General features: G+C 73.6%; 10 protein-coding genes and 1 riboswitch. Of the genes, 4 read left to right on the top strand and 6 right to left on the bottom strand.

The features are described from left to right. The first annotated feature begins 3 nt into the window (after nt 1-3). Entirely contained in the window at nt 4-1284 is a 1281-nt protein-coding gene (locus ACIOGZ_RS00050; protein ID WP_400984091.1) for a carbohydrate-binding protein, read from the top strand. Between the two features lie 102 nt (nt 1285-1386). On the opposite strand, the gene ACIOGZ_RS00045 is transcribed toward ACIOGZ_RS00050, so the two are convergent. The 5 genes from ACIOGZ_RS00045 to ACIOGZ_RS00025 all read right to left on the bottom strand — a co-directional run bounded on the left by ACIOGZ_RS00045 (nt 1387) and on the right by ACIOGZ_RS00025 (nt 10129). Beyond that, nucleotides 1387-4299: a hypothetical protein gene (locus ACIOGZ_RS00045; protein ID WP_400984088.1), complete on the bottom strand. Its 2913-nt coding sequence runs from the start codon at nt 4297-4299 to the stop codon at nt 1387-1389. Next, entirely contained in the window at nt 4299-6185 is a 1887-nt protein-coding gene (locus ACIOGZ_RS00040; RefSeq protein ID WP_363588313.1) for an HSP90 family protein, read from the bottom strand. The genes ACIOGZ_RS00045 and ACIOGZ_RS00040 overlap by 1 nt, the downstream gene beginning before the upstream one ends. Before the next feature lie 55 nt (nt 6186-6240). Continuing rightward, nucleotides 6241-7269: a hypothetical protein gene (locus ACIOGZ_RS00035; protein WP_363588315.1), complete on the bottom strand. Its 1029-nt coding sequence runs from the start codon at nt 7267-7269 to the stop codon at nt 6241-6243. A 342-nt stretch (nt 7270-7611) separates the two neighbouring features. Then, nucleotides 7612-8430 (bottom strand): hypothetical protein, encoded by an 819-nt coding sequence (locus ACIOGZ_RS00030; RefSeq protein WP_400984085.1) that lies wholly within the window; start codon nt 8428-8430, stop codon nt 7612-7614. A 256-nt stretch (nt 8431-8686) separates the two neighbouring features. Next, entirely contained in the window at nt 8687-10129 is a 1443-nt protein-coding gene (locus tag ACIOGZ_RS00025) for a glyceraldehyde-3-phosphate dehydrogenase (RefSeq protein ID WP_363588319.1), read from the bottom strand. A 297-nt stretch (nt 10130-10426) separates the two neighbouring features. Here ACIOGZ_RS00025 and ACIOGZ_RS00020 point away from each other — a divergent pair, with 297 nt between their 5' ends. Together ACIOGZ_RS00020 and ACIOGZ_RS00015 are read left to right on the top strand one after the other, a co-directional pair. After that, the gene (locus ACIOGZ_RS00020; protein ID WP_363588321.1) at nt 10427-10897 is read left to right on the top strand and encodes a GreA/GreB family elongation factor; all 471 of its coding nucleotides are present in this window, start codon (nt 10427-10429) and stop codon (nt 10895-10897) included. Between the two features lie 92 nt (nt 10898-10989). Next, complete coding sequence (locus tag ACIOGZ_RS00015) at nt 10990-13257, top strand: FdhF/YdeP family oxidoreductase (protein WP_363588327.1); 2268 nt, start codon at nt 10990-10992, stop codon at nt 13255-13257. Between the two features lie 71 nt (nt 13258-13328). On the opposite strand, the gene ACIOGZ_RS00010 is transcribed toward ACIOGZ_RS00015, so the two are convergent. Then, entirely contained in the window at nt 13329-14648 is a 1320-nt protein-coding gene (locus ACIOGZ_RS00010; protein ID WP_400810038.1) for a YhgE/Pip domain-containing protein, read from the bottom strand. A 222-nt stretch (nt 14649-14870) separates the two neighbouring features. After that, a riboswitch (M-box (ykoK) riboswitch) is annotated at nt 14871-15048 on the top strand. Nucleotides 15049-15375: 327 nt separating this feature from the next. Between ACIOGZ_RS00010 and ACIOGZ_RS00005 the strand changes: the two genes are divergently transcribed. Continuing rightward, nucleotides 15376-15809: divalent metal cation transporter (locus ACIOGZ_RS00005; protein WP_400984082.1), on the top strand; the 434-nt coding region annotated here is incomplete at its 3' end.

Genomic DNA, 15809 nt, shown 5'->3' with positions numbered 1-15809 from the left:
TCGATGGAACGCGCACTTCCCCCACACCCCGCCCCCCGGAACCCGCGCCGCCGCCCGCCCCGGGTCGCCGCCGCCGTGGCCGGGGTGCTCGGCCTGGTCGCCGGCGGCGTCGCCGCGCTCGCGAACACCGGCTCCGCCGCCGCCGACACCACGACCGGCCTCGGCAGCAACTGGTACGCCTCGGCGCCCTATCTGATGCCCGAGGACAACAGCCCGCCGGACGCCGCGGCGGTGATGGACGCCACCGGACAGAAGGCCTTCCAGCTGGCGTTCATCCTGGCCCAGGGCACCAGTTGTTCGCCGGCCTGGGGCGGCACCTCCTCGATCGACACCGACACCACCATGCCCGGCGTCATCCAGACCATCCGCGGCAAGGGCGGGGACGTCTCGGTGTCGGTCGGCGGGTACGGCGGCACCAAGCTCGGCCAGGTCTGCGGCACGCCGGAGGCGACCGCCGCCGGGTACCAGAAGGTGATCACCAAGTACCAGTTGAAGGCGATCGACTTCGACCTGGAGGAGCCGGAGTACGAGAACACCGCGGCGATCCACAACGAGATCGGCGCCGCCCGGATCCTCCAGCAGAACAACCCCGGCCTCTACATCTCGATCACCACCGCCGGGACCAACGCGGGGACGGGCTGGTTCGGCACACAGATGCTGAACGAGGCCAAGTCGCAGGGCTTCACGCCGAACAACTACTCGATCATGCCGTTCGACGGCGGGTTCAACGGCGCCGCCGCGCAGACCGACGCGCTGGTGAAGTTCAACCAGATCCTCCAGACCACCTTTGGCTGGTCCGAGGCGACGGCCTACGCCCACGAGGGCGTGTCGATGATGAACGGCCGCACCGACGCCGCCGAGTACTTCCGGCAGGCGGACTTCCAGGCCGTGCTGGACTTCGCCACCGCGCACAACCTGGCCCGGTACACCTACTGGTCGGTCAACCGGGACCGTCAGTGCACGGGCCCGGTGGACCCGGGGCTGTCCGGCTCCTGCTCCAGCGTGGCGCAGAACGACTGGGACTTCACCAAGTACACCGTGAAGTTCGCCGGGGCGACGCCCCCCACCACGCCGCCGACCACCCCGCCCACCACGCCGCCGACGACTCCCCCGACCACCCCCGGGGCCTGCACCGACCCGGCGTGGAGCGCGAGCACCACGTACACCAGCGGCAGCAAGGTCTCGTACGGCGGCCACAAGTACCACGCCAAGTGGTGGACGCTGAACGAGGTGCCGAGCGCCAGCGGCCAGTGGGGCGTCTGGGGCGACGACGGTCCCTGCTGACACGGGCCGACGGGCCGACGGGCCGACGGGCTGACGGGCCGACGCCCGGGGCCCGGGGATCTGCGCACCCCGGGCCCCGGGCAGGCCAGTTCGCGGCCGCGGTCAGTTCGCGGCCGCGAACCGCTCCCGCAGGTCGGCCAGCACCTGCGCCGCCTCCGGGAGGCCGGCGGCCTCGCAGCGGGCGATGCCCGCGGTCAGCCGGGCGACGGCCGCCCCGGTACGGCCGAGGTCGGCGCCCTCGATCAGCGCGGCCAGCCGGACGGCCTCGGCCCGGGACGTCCCGGCCCGCTCGTCGCCGCCCTCGTAGACCGCGATCGCCCGCTCGACCTCGGCCAGCGCCTCCTCGTGGCGCTCGGCCATGGCCAGGCAGCGCGCCCGCTCGTAGTGCGAACCGCCGCGCAGGTACCAGGGGTTGTACTCCTGACCGGCCTGCCCGGCGTGCTCCCCGGCGGCGTCCGCCTCGGCCAGCCGGGCCAGCGCCGACGCCAGCCCCTCCGGGCCCTCGGCGTGCATCGTCAGCCGGGCGAACTCGCGCAGTGTCGCGGCCAGTTGGTCGACCTGGGGGGCCTGGGCGTGGGCCGCGAGGGCGCGGTCGAGGGCGGCCTTCGCGGCCTCCCAGCGGTCCGCCCGGGCCAGCGCCAGCGCGGCCTCGCAGGCGACCATGGTGTGGGTGTCCTGCTCCTCCCAGCCGGCGACGGCGTCGGCCAGCCGCAGGTACTCCTCGGCGGCGTCCCGGTGCTCGTCCAGTTCGGTGAGGCCCCGGGCGAGGTCCAGCCGGGCCTGCGCGAGCATCCGCACGTCCAGCTCCGGCGCGGCGGCGTCCAGCAGCACCGACTCCAGCACCGCGACGGCGTCGGCCGTGCGGTCGGCGGCGCGCAGCACGTCGGCCAGCTGGAGGCGGGCCCGGGCGGCGTCCTCGGCCGCCTCCCGGCCCTTGCGGTCGAAGCGCGCGGCCGCCTCGGTGAGCGCCCGGACCGCGCCGCCGCGGTCGCCGGCCCCCATGGCCGCGTGGCCGAGCATCAGGTAGGTGGGCGCGTACGGGTAGGAGTCGTCGCCCCAGCGGGCGGCCTCGGCGAGCGCCCGGTGGAACACCTCGACGGCCTCGGCGGACTCGCCGCCCTGCAGCAGCACCTGGCCCAGCAGGCCGAGCACCCGCGGGGTGTGCCAGGGCAGTTCGGCCGCGTCCAACTCGCCGAGCACCTCGCGCAGTTCGGTGGTGGCCTCGGCCAGCCGGCCCTGCCGGGCGGCCGCGTCGGCCAGGTACTGGCGGGAGGTGGCGGCGCGGCGGGCGGAGCCCAGCTCCACGGCGGTGCGGTGGTAGCCGCCGGCCGCCGCCTCGAAGCGCTCGACGGCCTCGGCGGGCGGCTCGGGCAGCGCCTCGACCAGGTCGTGGTGGGCGGCGTAGGCGCGGACCTGCCACACGATCAGGTGGTCGTCGTCGGCCATCGCGCCGGCGGACCGCAGCTCCTCGGCCCGGCGCAGCACCTCGTCGAGCGCCGGCCAGTCGGCCACCGTGCCCTCGACTTCGCCGAGTTCCACGATCAGCGCGCGGGCCCGGACCATCAGGGCCTGGCCGGGCAGCCCGGCCTGCTCGAACAGGTCGGCGGCGGCCAGCAGCCCGGCCCGGCCGTCGGCGTGCTCGTCCCGCTCCAGCGCCTGGTGGGCCCGCTGCTCGGCGAGTTCGGCGCGCAGCCGCCCGGGGCTGCCGACCGCGGTGCCCTCGGGGTGGGCGAAGCCGTCGGCGGCGGCGCGTTCGGCGATCCGCCGCCAGAGCCGGTCGGCGTCCGGGTGCCCGACGAGCTCCAGCTCGCGGGCCCGGACCACCAGGGCGGTGAAGTCCTCCGGCTCCGGCTCGACGGCCCGACGCGGTGCGGGCGCGAGCGCCGGGGCGGCGGCCAGCTCGGGCGCGGCGGCGGCGCGCACGCCGAGGGCCAGCGGCTCGGCCAGCAGCGGCTCGCGGGCCAGCCGGGCGCGCCGGTCGGCGCCGACCGCGTCGGTGCCGTTGCGGGCGTCGAAGCGGGCGGCGAGCGCGTCGGCCTCGGCGCGCACGTGGGCGAGCAGGGTGTCCGCCGTCCAGGAGGTGCCGGGCGGGCCGCTGACGGCGAGCCCGCCGTGGCCGCCCCGGGCCAGGACGGCGAGCAGCACCTCGACGCCGGTGAGGAAGGACAGCAGCCCGGACGGCTCGCCGGCCACCGCGAACAGGTCGCGGTTCTCGGCGAGCAGTTCCAGGCCGCGCGGCTCGTTGCCGGACAGCGCGCAGAACTCGACATGGCGGCCGACGGCGTGCGCCATCGAGGCCTTGCCGCGCGCGGCGCGGTAGCCGGTCAGGTGGCTGGAGCGGGCCTCGTCCAGACGGCCCCGGCGCAGCAGCGGGAGCAGGGCCGCGGCCTGGCTGAGGGCGGGCTCCTGCTCGCAGCTGCTCCGGCCGTCGAGGACCGGCTGCAGGACCTCCAGCGCCCGGGCGTCGTCGCCCGCGTCCGCGAAGTGCTCGGCGCGCGCCCGGGTCTCGCAGGCGTGGCAGTCGCTCAGCTCGGAGCGCGGGCGGGCCGTCCACAGCTCGTAGGCGTCCTGGCGGCCGGTGCCGGTCTGCGCGGCCAGGTGGTAGCGCTGGGCGTAGTACGGCTGGAGGTCGAAGCCGGCCGCCCGGTAGCGGTCGCGCAGTTCGGTGTGCCAGCGCCGCAGGGCCGGCAGCGGCACGTCCGGGTTGCCCAGGAGCGCGCCGGCCACCCACTTGAAGCGCCAGAACACCTGCTGGCGGGCCCACTCGCCGAAGCCGTCCGGGTCGGCGTCCCACAGCTTGAGGAGGCGGGCGAAGACGACCGGGCTCTTGCTGCGCTCGCCGTCGTACTCGTACGCCTCCATCAGCTCCAGCAGGGCCATCGAGCGCGCCCCGGTGTCGTCGAACTGCTCGGCGGCGTCGACGAGTTCCTCGGCCGCGACGGTCCGCTGGCGGCCGTACGGGCGGGCGTCGTTCTCGCGCAGCGCGGCCATCACCGCGTCGGGGGTGTCCAGCATCAGGCCTCCTTCGGGTCGGTGCGGTCCGGGCCGGCCGACTCGTGGCCGAGCATGGCGTGGTCGAGCAGGCTGATGAACGAGCGGTTGAGCAGGGCGCTCTCACTGGCCTTGAGCGGGCGGCGGGTCATCAGCACGGCCTGCCCGTACAGCGCCTCGACGGCGGTGACGGCCAGCTCGCGGTTGGTGACCGTCGCGGCGCGGCGCACCAGCGGGTTGAGGTGGTTGAGCACCAGTTGGGCGCGGGGCGCCTCGGCGCGCAGCGAGCCCAGGATGTCCGCCCACAGGCCGTCGGCCTCCTCGGCGAGCTGGGCGCGGCTGCGCTCGTGCCGGGCCTCCCGGTTGTCCAGCAGCAGCGCGGGCGCGTTGGTCGGGTGGAAGCTGCGCAGGGCGACGTCGCAGTCGAAGCGGCCGACCACCTCGCGGGCGACGGCGAGGAAGGCGTTCGCGGCGAGCTCGGCGGCCGGGTCGACGGTGTCCAGGTGCGCGGTGACGGTGCCCGGGTCGAGGTCGGAGACCGAGACGCCGGGGCGGATCTCGGGCAGCCGGTGCACCAGGTCGCGGTCGTAGGTGTAGCCGCCGTTGACCACGCCGAGGCCGGCGGCGCCGGCGATCGGGGCGACCTGGCGGAACTCCTCGACCGTGCGGGTCACCAGCACCACCGGGTGGCTGCGGGTGAACTCGTCCAGGGTGACGTTGCCGTCGGTGGTCTCGAACGGCAGCCACGGCAGCATCATCCGCAGCAACTCGTCGTCGTAACGGGCGAGTTCCTTGACGGCCAGGTGGTGCACGGACAGGAAGCGGTGCAGCAGCGCCGGATCGCTCGCGGACAGGCCGGTCAGCCAGTCGCGGATCCGGACGCCCAGCGCGTCGCGGACGGCGGCCAGCGTCTCGTCCGCGTACAGGCCCTCGCGGGAGGCGGTCGGGCGCAGGCCGTCGGTGTCCACCACGCAGCGGACGAAGAACGCCCAGTCCGGTAGCAGTTCGGCGGCCTGGTCGGACAGCAGCATGCCCTTGAGGTGCACCCGGTGGCCCGAACGGCGGGACGGCGGGGCCGCGTCCGGCAGCACGTAGGCGACGCCGCGCAGGCCGACCAGCGGCAGGTCCAGGTCGATGGTGTCGAGCGGGGTGAAGTCGAAGGCTGCGCGGCAGTACTCGGTCAGCGCGTCGCGCCGGGCCAGCGGCGAGCCGTGCCGCTCGGCCCACGGCGGGGTGCGGTTCACCCGGTGCTCGGTGCCGTTCGCGTCCACCACCGTGACGTCGTGGCGCAGCAGGCTGCCGAAGTCCCGGGCCAGCGCGAGGACACGGCCCGACCGCGTCCACTCGGCGGCGTCGGCGCGGGGGACCAGCGTCACGGTGGTGCCCGGCTCCGGCTTGGCCGCGGCGGGCAGGGTGCGGATCGTGTAGCGGCCGTCGGAGCCGCCGCGCCACTCGATCACCGGCGCGTCCGGGGTGGCGGCGGAGCGGGTCACCACGGTGATCTCGTCGGCGACCACGAAGCAGGCCAGCAGGCCGATGCCGAACTGGCCGATGAAGTCGCCGCGGGCCTGGGCCAGCCCGGCGCCGTCCAGCCGGCCGTCGGCGTCGCGCTTCGAACTGCGGCCGATGGTGGCGAGGAAGGTGTGGACGTCCGCCTCGGTCAGGCCGACGCCGGTGTCGGTGACGCTCAGCTCGTCGTCGGCGCGCACGACGATCCGGGCCGGCGCCTGCGGATCGAGGGCGCGGCGGGCGGAGATCGCGTCCACCGCGTTCTGCAGCAGCTCGCGCAGGTACACCCGCGGGCTGGAGTAGAGGTGGTGGGAGAGCAGGTCCACCAGGCCGCGCAGGTCCACCTGGAAGGTGTGCGCGCTCGCCGCGTTGTCGGGCGTCGGGTTCTCGGATGGGGACACCGGGGGCTCTTTCGATCGCGGGGCGGGTGACGGAGGTTCTGGGCGGGCCGGGGCGTCAGTACGCGCAGCGGTCCCGGTGGGAGGCGAACGCCTTGAGCGGATCACCGGACAGGAAGTGCCAGGGCGACTCGGTGACGGCGCCGTCCAAGGCCTCGAACAGCAGGCGCGCGGTCTTGCGCTGGCCGGCCAGCGAGAAGGCCATCGCGAAGGCGTTGAAGGAACCCTGCCAGCCGCGGACCGGCGTGAAGTCCGGGTGCAGCACGGAGCGGAAGGCCGCCTCCTGCAAGTCGGCCACCACCTCCGCACTGGCCAGGTAGGCGCGGTCCTCACCGTCCGGGAGGTCCAGCCAGCGCTCCAGGTGCGCCAGCACGACCAGCTCGCCGAGCTGGCTGCCCTCCGGCGCCGCGAGCATCGAGGACCGGGCGAAGGCGTGCATCTCCTCGTGCGAGCCGCCCCACTTGGCGCACAGCTGCTGGAGGCGCTGGCGGTGCGAGGCCGGATGCCCGGGAGCACGGCGCACGGCGGCCTCGAAGCGGCAGGTCGCGACCTCCGCCGGGAGCGAGGCGCCGCGGGCGCTGATCTGCAGGAAGTACCAGGGGGCGAGCCAGGACGGCTCGCGCTCGGCGACCTCCAGCAGCTGCTCCTCGGCGACGTCCAGCCGCTCGTGGAACACCTTCCACTGCTTCTCGGACACGTGCTTCGCCCGGGCACCCGTCCGGGCCTCCCAGGCCCAGGTGACGTGCCGGGCACCGGACAGCAGCAGCGCCGACGTGTCCTCGGGCCGGTCGGCGAGGGCCCGAGCCGTCCACTCCTCGACCCGGGGCACCTCGGCGATCGCACCGACCCGCCCGGTCAGATCGGCGCCGTCCCCGACGGCGGCCAGCGCGGGGCCCAGGGCCGCCCAGTCACCGGCGGCGGCCTGGCCGAGCATCAGGCGCAGCGACTCGTCCCCGAGCGCCGGATCCAGCCGCGGCGCCGCAACGGCCGCCACGGGCGCGGACCCGACGGCCCGTCGCACCCTCCCGCGCCAGCCCGCCCCGCTCTGCGCGGCCTCCTCGCCGGAGCGGCGTCGGAACAGCGGCATGTGTGGCCCCCTCGAACATCATCGGCATCTTTCGCATGGCCGCACGACGGCCACCCCAGATGAGTAGATATCACGGCCGACCGACATCCGTTTCCCCAGCCCAGGGGCGGTCCCGGTCCGGCCCGCGCGGGGACCGCCCCACGGCCCGCCGACCGGGGCGAACGGCCGGGGCCGACGGCCGGGGTGAGGGCACGTCGAACGGGGTGAGGGCACGTCGAGGGCGGCGGCGCCGTCCGGTCCGACGCCGTCCGGTCCGGCGCCGTCCGGTCCGGCGCCGAGCGCAAGCGGCCCCGGCGCCTCCTCGGCCCGGGGCTTCGCTTCGCTTCGCGTACGCGGCGGCCGTCAGGCCAGTCCGAGCCCGGCGTCCGGGGTCCTGCCCGCCTGGGCCTGCTCGATCCGCTTGACCAGCATCGCCCCGAACCGCCGGGCGGCAGCCACGTCGGCCGGCCCGCCCTCGGTGGTCACGCTGGCGACGACGGTGCCCGAGCGCAGCACGATGCCGATGCCCTCACCCTCGCCCAGCTGGCCCTGGAAGACCTGGCTCTCGCTGCCCAGCACCGGGGAGTCGACCTTGCGGAACGGCCCGGCTCCGTAGGAGGCGTAGGACTCCTTGAGCTTGCCCTTGGCGGCGTCGCGGTTCGGCAGCGTCTCGACGATGAAGCGGGCGACCAGATCCCCCGAGGAGAACCGGACGGAACCGCTGAGCGGCTTGCCGGTGCACGGCACCGACGCGGTGCAGGTGGTGGCGTGGTCGATGGTGTCGACCTTGCGCTTCTCCTCCTCCCAGCCCGCCATCGCCTTCGCGTCCGGCAGCACCTGCCCGACGAGCTTGTCGTCCAGCAGCACCGCCTCCAGGTCCGCCCCGGGCGTCGCCGCACCGGCCGGCGGAGCGGAGGCCCCGGCGCCGCCGCCTCCGGTCGCCGGCGCCGAGGCCGCACCCGCCCCCGTCGCGGCAGCAGACGCGGACGCGGACGCCGACGCGGAGACCGAAGCCCCTGCACCGCTCTCACCGCCCGCCGGACCCGTCGCGCTCGCCACCGCGCTCGCCGCCCCCGCCGCGCCCTTGGCCGCGTCCGAGCCCGCCGGGGAACTCCCCGTAGAACCCGACGAGCACCCGGCCAGCACCCCCATCAACGCCCCGGCCGCCACTGCGGCAGCCACCCTCCGACCCATCCCCATCCCCATCGCCCGCTCCCTCCGGATGTCCGTGACCCATCAAGATAGCCGCCGCCCCCGGCCCACCCGCGTCCGGGTGCACCCGGGCCGATCAAGGACGGAGCGGGGGCGTGAACGGCGGCGGGGGGGGGGGCGGGCCGGGGGCCCCCCCCCCCCCCCCGCCCCCGCGCCCCCCCCGGGGCCCCCCCGGGCCCCCCCCCCCGCCGCCGGGACTGCCGGAACTACCTGGACTACCGGAGGATCAGACCGCCGGGGCCGGGTAGGTCGGGAACTCGACGCCCGAGACGTACTGGACGACCCGGATGACCTGGCAGGAGTAGCCGAACTCGTTGTCGTACCACAGGTAGAGGATCGCGTTGTCGCCCTCGACCTTGGTGGCGCCGGCGTCGACGATCGAGGCGTGGCGCGAGCCGATGAAGTCGCTGGAGACCGCGTCCGGGGAGTCGGTGTAGTCGATCTGGCGCTTCAGCGGCGAGGTCAGCGAGACGTCGCGCAGGTAGTCGAGGACCTCCTCGCGGTTGGTCTCGCGGGCCAGCTGCAGGTTGAGGATGGCGATCGAGACGTCCGGCACGGGGACGCGGATCGAGCTGCCGGTGATCTTCGCCTGGAGGTCCGGGAGGGCCTTGGCGACGGCCGAGGCGGCGCCGGTCTCGGTGATCACCATGTTGAGCGGTGCCGAGCGGCCGCGACGGTCGGCCTTGTGGTAGTTGTCCAGCAGGTTCTGGTCGTTGGTGAACGAGTGGACGGTCTCCACGTGCCCGCGCAGCACGCCGTACTCGTCGTCCATCGCCTTCAGCGGCGGGACGATGGCGTTGGTGGTGCAGGAGGCGCAGGACAGGATCTGCTCGTCGGGCTTGATCGTGTCGTGGTTGACGCCGTGGACGATGTTCGGGACGTCGCCCTTGCCCGGCGCGGTCAGCACGACCTTGGCGATGCCGGGGCGCAGGTGCTTGGACAGACCCTCCCGGTCGCGCCAGCGGCCGGTGTTGTCGATCAGGATGGCGTCCTTGATCCCGTACTCCGTGTAGTCGACCTTGGTCGGGTCGTCGGAGTAGATCACGGTGATCTCGTTGCCGTTGGCGATGATCTTGTTGTTCGCCTCGTCGACGGTGATCGTGCCCTGGAACTGGCCGTGGATGGAGTCCCGGCGCAGCAGCGAGGCGCGCTTGACCAGGTCGTCGCCGCCGCTGTCGCGCACGACGATGGCCTTCAGGCGCAGGCCGTTGCCGGAGGCCTTCTCGATCAGCAGGCGGGCGACCAGGCGGCCGATCCGGCCGAAGCCGTAGAGGACGACGTCGCGGGCGTCGCGGCGCTCCAGCTTGTTCTCGCCGGTGGCGCCGGAGACGGCCCGGGCGGTGAACTCCTCGACCGACAGGCCGTGGTCGTCGGCCCGGTAGGTCGCGGCGAGCATGCCGATGTCGATCTGCGAGGGGCCGAGGTCCAGGGTGGTCAGCGCACTCAGGAAGGGCATCGTCTCGGTGACCGAGAGCTCCTCGCCGGCTATCTGGCGGGCGAAGCGGTGCGTCTTCAGGATGCTGACCACCGACTTGTTCACCAGGGACCTGCTGTGCAGCAGGACGGTCACGTCCCGCTCGCGGTGCAGTCGCCCGATGATCGGGATCATCGACTCCGCGATCTCCTCGCGGTTCTTCCAGTCCGTGAACACGTCGTCGTTGACAGTCACAAGTCCATCTTTCGAGCTGAGGGTGTTGCGCACATGGTAGCTTCGCCCGCCCCCACCCCTTCGGCCGGTCCCTCCCCCCGCCTGCCCGGCCGCGCCCCGCCCGCACCGCCCGGACCTGCGGCTTCGTCCCGACCGGGGCCCACCGCCCCGACGCCCGCCCACCGCGAAGGTGATCACCGCCACCCCCGGGGCCGGTCGCGGGAGCCTCGCCCACGGCGGATTTGCCGGGGGTGCGGGGTGGTGGGGTAATGGAAGCGACCCGTGCTTGAGCGTTCCGCGAACGACCCGGGAGCAGCCATGACAGACGGTCCCGAGCCCATCAGTGCCGAGGCCCTGCGCGCCGTGCAGGAGGAGTTGGCCGAGCTGCGCGGCGAGCGGGCGAAAGTGGTGGGGACGCTGCGCGGGGAGGACGTCGGCGACCGGGCGGACGCGGCGGACGAGTTGCAGCGGGCCGACGACGTCGCCCGGCTGGACGAGCGGATCGCCGAGCTGGAGGCCCGGGTCCGCGAGGGGGCCGCCGCCGGGCCGCCGTCCACGGAGGTGGTGGGGGTGGGCTCCACCGTCACCGTGCGGTTCGCGGACGGGGTGGAGGAGACCGTCGAGGTGGCGGAGCTCGCCGAGGTGCGGGAGGAGACCCTGGTGACCGCAGACAGCCCGCTCGGGCGAGCGCTGCTCGGGCGGCATGCCGGGGAGACCGTGAACTACGAGGCGCCGAACGGCGCGGCGAGCGCGGTCGTGCTGTCGGTCGGCGGACGGAGGGCTTCGTGAACTCCCCCGACGGCCGCGCGCGGGACGACTCCGCGCAGGACCCCGCGCAGAACCACGCCGCCCGGAACCGCCCCGCCCGGGACGAGCCGGCCGTGGGCCCCGACCCCGTCGGGCCGCCGCAGTTCGCGCCGTACCACCACCCGGCCGCCGGCTGGGGTGCCGCGAAGAGCGTGACGCGCTTCCTGGTGAAGGAGGGCGCGTACGTGGACGGGCCCCGGGCGATCATGCGGATGAACCACGAGAACACCGGGTTCGACTGCCCCGGGTGCGCCTGGCCGGACGACACCAAGGGCCTGCACCTGGACATCTGCGAGAACGGCATCAAGCACGTCACCTGGGAGATGACCCGCAAGCGGGTCGGCCGCGAGTTCTTCGCCGCCCACTCGGTGACCGAGCTGTCCGGGTGGAGCGACTTCGCGCTGGAGGACCAGGGCCGCCTCACCGAGCCGATGGTGTACGACGCCGCCTCGGACCACTACGTCCCGATCAGCTGGAAGGACGCCTTCGAGCTGGTCGGCCGCACCCTGCGCGAGCTGGACGACCCGAACCGGGCCGCCTTCTACACCTCCGGTCGGCTCGGCAACGAGGCCACCTTCCTCTACCAGCTGATGGCCCGCGAACTGGGCACCAACAACCTGCCGGACTGCTCCAACATGTGCCACGAGGCCAGCGGACGCGCCCTCCAGGCCTCGCTGGGCACCGGGAAGGGCACGGTCGACCTCAAGGACTGGGAGGTCACCGACGCGCTGTTCATCATGGGCGTCAACGCCGCCTCCAACGCGCCCCGGATGCTCACCGCCCTCGCCGACGCGCACCGTCGCGGCGCGCAGATCGTGCACATCAACCCGCTGATCGAGGCGGCCGCCACCCGCACCATCGTCCCGCACGACTTCGTGGACATGGCGCTGTTCAAGTCCACGAAGACCAGCACCCTGAACCTCCAGCCGCGCATCGGCGGCGACATGGCACTGGTGCGCGGCATGGCCAAGGCGATCCTGGAGCAGGCCACGGCCGACCCCCGGGCCCTGGACCGGCAGTTCATCGAGCGCCACACCACCGGGTTCGAGGCCTACCGCGCGCTGTGCGGGGCCACCCCCTGGGAGGAGATCGAGCGGCAGAGCGGGCTCGACCGGGCCGAGGTCCTCAAGGCCGCCCGGGTCTACCGCGACGCCGACCGCTCCATCGTCAGCTGGTGCCTGGGCGTCACCCAGCACGAGCACGGCGTGGACACCGTGCGGGAGATCGTCAACCTCCTGCTGCTGCGCGGCAACCTGGGCCGCGAGGGCGCCGGCCCGTCGCCGGTGCGCGGGCACAGCAACGTCCAGGGCAACCGCACCTGCGGCATCGACCACCGCCCCTCACCCGAGTTCCTGGACCGCCTCGCCGAGGCCTGCGGGATCGACCCGCCGCGCGCGCACGGCCTGGACACCGTCTCCGCCATCGAGGCGATGCGGCGCGGCGAGGTGACGGTCTTCGTCGCCATGGGCGGCAACTTCGCGCTCGCCGCTCCCGACACGCCCTACACCCACGAGGCGCTGCGCGGCTGCGAGTTGACCGTCCAGGTGAGCACCAAGCTGAACCGCAGCCACCTGGTGCACGGCCGCCGGGCGCTGATCCTGCCGTGCCTGGGCCGCACCGAGAAGGACCACCAGCGCGGCGGGGTGCAGAGCACCTCGGTCGAGGACTCGATGAGCATGGTGCACCTGTCCGTCGGCATGAAGCGCCCGGCCTCCCCGCACCTGCTGTCCGAGCCCGCCATCGTCGCCGGGATGGCCCGCGCGGCGCTGCCGGACAGCGGGACACCCTGGGAGTGGTACATCGAGGACTACGACCGCATCCGCGACACCATGTCCCGGGCGCTGGACGGCTTCGAGGACTTCAACCGCCGGGTGCGGCTGCCCCTCGGGTTCCGGATCAAGCAGCCGGCCCGCGAACTGGTCTTCCTCACCCCCTCCGGGCGGGCCGAGTTCTCCACCGCCCCGCTGCCCGACGTCGTCCCCGCCCCGGGCACCCTGGCGCTGGGCACCATGCGCTCCCACGACCAGTGGAACACCACGATCTACTCCGACAACGACCGTTACCGGGGCGTGCGGAACCTGCGCACGCTGGTCTTCCTGAACACCGACGACATGCGCGAGCGCGGCATCGCCGAGTTCGATCCGGTCGACATCACCAGCACCGCGAAGGACGGCAGCACCCGCACCCTGAACGGCTACCTCGCGATCCCGTACGACATCCCGCGCGGCTGCGCGGCGGGCTACATGCCCGAGATGAACGTGCTGTGCGCGATCGCCGACCACAGCACCCAGAGCGACCAGCCGATCATGAAGCACCTCAAGGTCACCGTCACCAAGGCGTAGGAACCGAGGACGGCGCCCACTCCAGACGCCCACTCCTGAACGCCCACTCCTGAACGCCCACTCCTGAACGCCTACTCCGACGGCTGCGGCGTCCAGCGGTGCAGGCCCTTGCGGTCGTAGTACCGGGTCATCCCGAAGCCGAAGGCCAGGGCGAGCAGCACGCCGACCGCGATCATGGTCCAGCCCCGGGCCAGGCCCGCGTCCGCCCGGGCGTCGAAGAACAGGATCGCCCGGATGCCGTCGCTGAGCTGGCGCATCGGCTCGAAGACGCTGAGGAAGCGGTAGAAGCCGGGCACCGCCTGGAGCGGGATGGTCGCCCCCGAGGAGGGCAGCGCCAGCGCGATGAAGACGAACATGGACACCAGCTGCCCGATCCCGCCGAACGCCGCGTTGATCGCCTGGACCCCGAGGCCGACGGCGAGGCTGGCGCAGTAGGCGAAGACCCAGAGCAGCGCCTGGTGCGGGGCGTCCATGCCGAGGACGGTGACCGAGCAGAGCATCACCAGGGTGGTGGTGAGCAGCATGATGCCGGCCGTCATGACCATCTTCAGCAGCAGGGTCTGGGTGCGGGTGATCGGGACGGTCGGGCGCCGGGTGTGCCAGGGGCCGAGCTCGCTGTCGCTGTAGCCGAGCGCGGTGTCGACGCCGTTGTGGATGATGTTGCCGCCGATGAAGCCGGTCAGCACGGCCAGCAGGGTGTAGTAGAAGGCGCTCAGGCCGAGCCCGCTGTGGGCGCCGATCGGGTGGCCGACCCGGGTGGTGACGGCGAGCGGGTCGGCGAGCAGCAGCCGCGCGGTGGCGCTGGTGCCCGTGCCGGAGCCGGAGCCGGAGCCGGCGGAACCGGACGGCGGCGCGGCCGCGGTCAGCTCCTTGCCGAGCGCCAGCGAGGCCTGGTGGGCGGCGGACTGGGTGATCTGGGAGGCCAGCGAGGAGCCGAGGCTGCCGAGGCCGGGGTTGGTGAGCACCGTCAGGGTGGGCCGTTCGGTGGCCCGGCCGGTGGTCAGTGCCGCCACGTCGGCGGTGAACGCCTGCGGGACGAGCAGCGCGCCGTAGACCTTCCCGGTGGAGAGCTGGTCCATCGCCTCGGCCTGGTCGACCTGGCGCCAGTCGACGGTGCTGCCGGGCGTCCCGGCGACGATCTCCCGGCTGAGCCGCGCGCCCAGGGTCTCCGCCCGGCCCGGCGGCGGCGGGCCCTGATCCGCGTTCACCAGGGCGATCGGGAGCCGGTGCAGGTGCCCGGTCGGGTTGAGGATGCCGCCCATGTAGAGCAGCGAGAGCACCACGGCCAGCAGGCCGCACAGGATGCTCGGGACGAGCCACAGCTTCGCGTGGCGGGCGAGCACGAGGGCCCGCGCCTGCCGGGGACCACCCTGGGAGCCTGCGGACGCCATGCCACCCCTCGGATTCGGGCGCAACCTGGTGCTGCTGCCGATGCGGTGGGAAGTCGTTCCGTGGCGGCCCGGCGGCAAAACCCCACGTCACCCGATCCGCCCCGCCGCCCCCCGCAACCCCCCGCCGCGCCTCGGCCGGGACGACCGGAGACAGAAGGTAAAGGTTCTACCAAGTACGCAAGTATTGGCCTCCGCGCGGTCTATGCTTCTGGAGGTTTGAAGAAGGCACCTCGTTCGGTGAGGCTTCTTCACGGACACAGGCCACTGATCCGACGACGTCGAGAGACGCCCAGGGTTAGGACAGATCTTCCCGACCTAAGGGTTGATCCGAAGTGGCTTCCGGCCCGACCGGGCTGGACACGCCGTGGAGTGCCAAAGCTCTGACGAGTTGGGGTGAACCGGCGGTCGCTTCGCGCGCCGGCGAACTCCTTGCCGCGTCGATCACACGCACCACGGGGTGCGTCGACCGGGAGGAGGCGAGAGACATGGATTGCAGTAGTCCGGGCCACAGTTGCCCCTACCCCCGCCTGTCCTCGCACACTCCCGGCACGCGGTAACGACCCTCCCTGCGAACGTTTCTGACGGTTCATCACCTCAACTCCCGGCTTCGCCGCGCCCGAACGGGCCCGCACCGCCGGGTGGCGATGCGCCGCGCCCGTCCGCAGGGGGATCGCCGCCGTGCGCCCCCGATCGCCCCGCCTGCCCCGGGGCCCACGGGAGGATCGTCATGACCACCAACGCCACGCTCAACTCCAAGGTCCCCGCCCCGCGTTCAGCCGTACTGGACGACGCCCACGTCGGCGACATCAAGGGTGCGCTCGGCACCATCCGGCTCGACGACACCACGCCGCGCCACGGCCTGTCCGCAAGACTCAAGACCCTGCTCGCCATCGTGGGCCCCGGCCTGATCGTGATGGTCGGCGACAACGACGCGGGCGCCTTCTCGACGTACGGGCAGGCGGGGCAGAACTACGGCACGCAGTTGCTGTGGACGCTGCTGATGCTGGTCCCGGTGCTGTACGTGAACCAGGAGATGGTGCTGCGCCTGGGCGCCGTCACCGGTGTTGGCCACGCCCGGCTGATCCTGGAGCGCTTCGGGAAGTTCTGGGGCGCGTTCAGCGTCATCGACCTGTTCCTGCTGAACGCGCTGACGCTGGTCAC

The organism is Kitasatospora sp. NPDC088160 (genome assembly GCF_044741445.1).
In the GTDB taxonomy this organism is placed as follows: Bacteria; Actinomycetota; Actinomycetes; order Streptomycetales; family Streptomycetaceae; genus Kitasatospora.
The sequence above is the reverse complement of the archived record's forward strand: the minus strand, read 5'-3'. Positions and strand labels throughout refer to the sequence as shown.

Bases quoted from the DNA above. Each gene is read 5' to 3' on its own strand.
- ACIOGZ_RS00050 (WP_400984091.1), top strand. From the start codon at position 4: ATGGAACGCGCACTTCCCCCACACCCCGCCCCCCGGAACCCGCGCCGC.
- ACIOGZ_RS00045 (WP_400984088.1), bottom strand. From the start codon at position 4,299: ATGCTGGACACCCCCGACGCGGTGATGGCCGCGCTGCGCGAGAACGAC.
- ACIOGZ_RS00035 (WP_363588315.1), bottom strand. From the start codon at position 7,269: ATGCCGCTGTTCCGACGCCGCTCCGGCGAGGAGGCCGCGCAGAGCGGG.
- ACIOGZ_RS00020 (WP_363588321.1), top strand. From the start codon at position 10,427: ATGACAGACGGTCCCGAGCCCATCAGTGCCGAGGCCCTGCGCGCCGTG.
- ACIOGZ_RS00010 (WP_400810038.1), bottom strand. From the start codon at position 14,648: ATGGCGTCCGCAGGCTCCCAGGGTGGTCCCCGGCAGGCGCGGGCCCTC.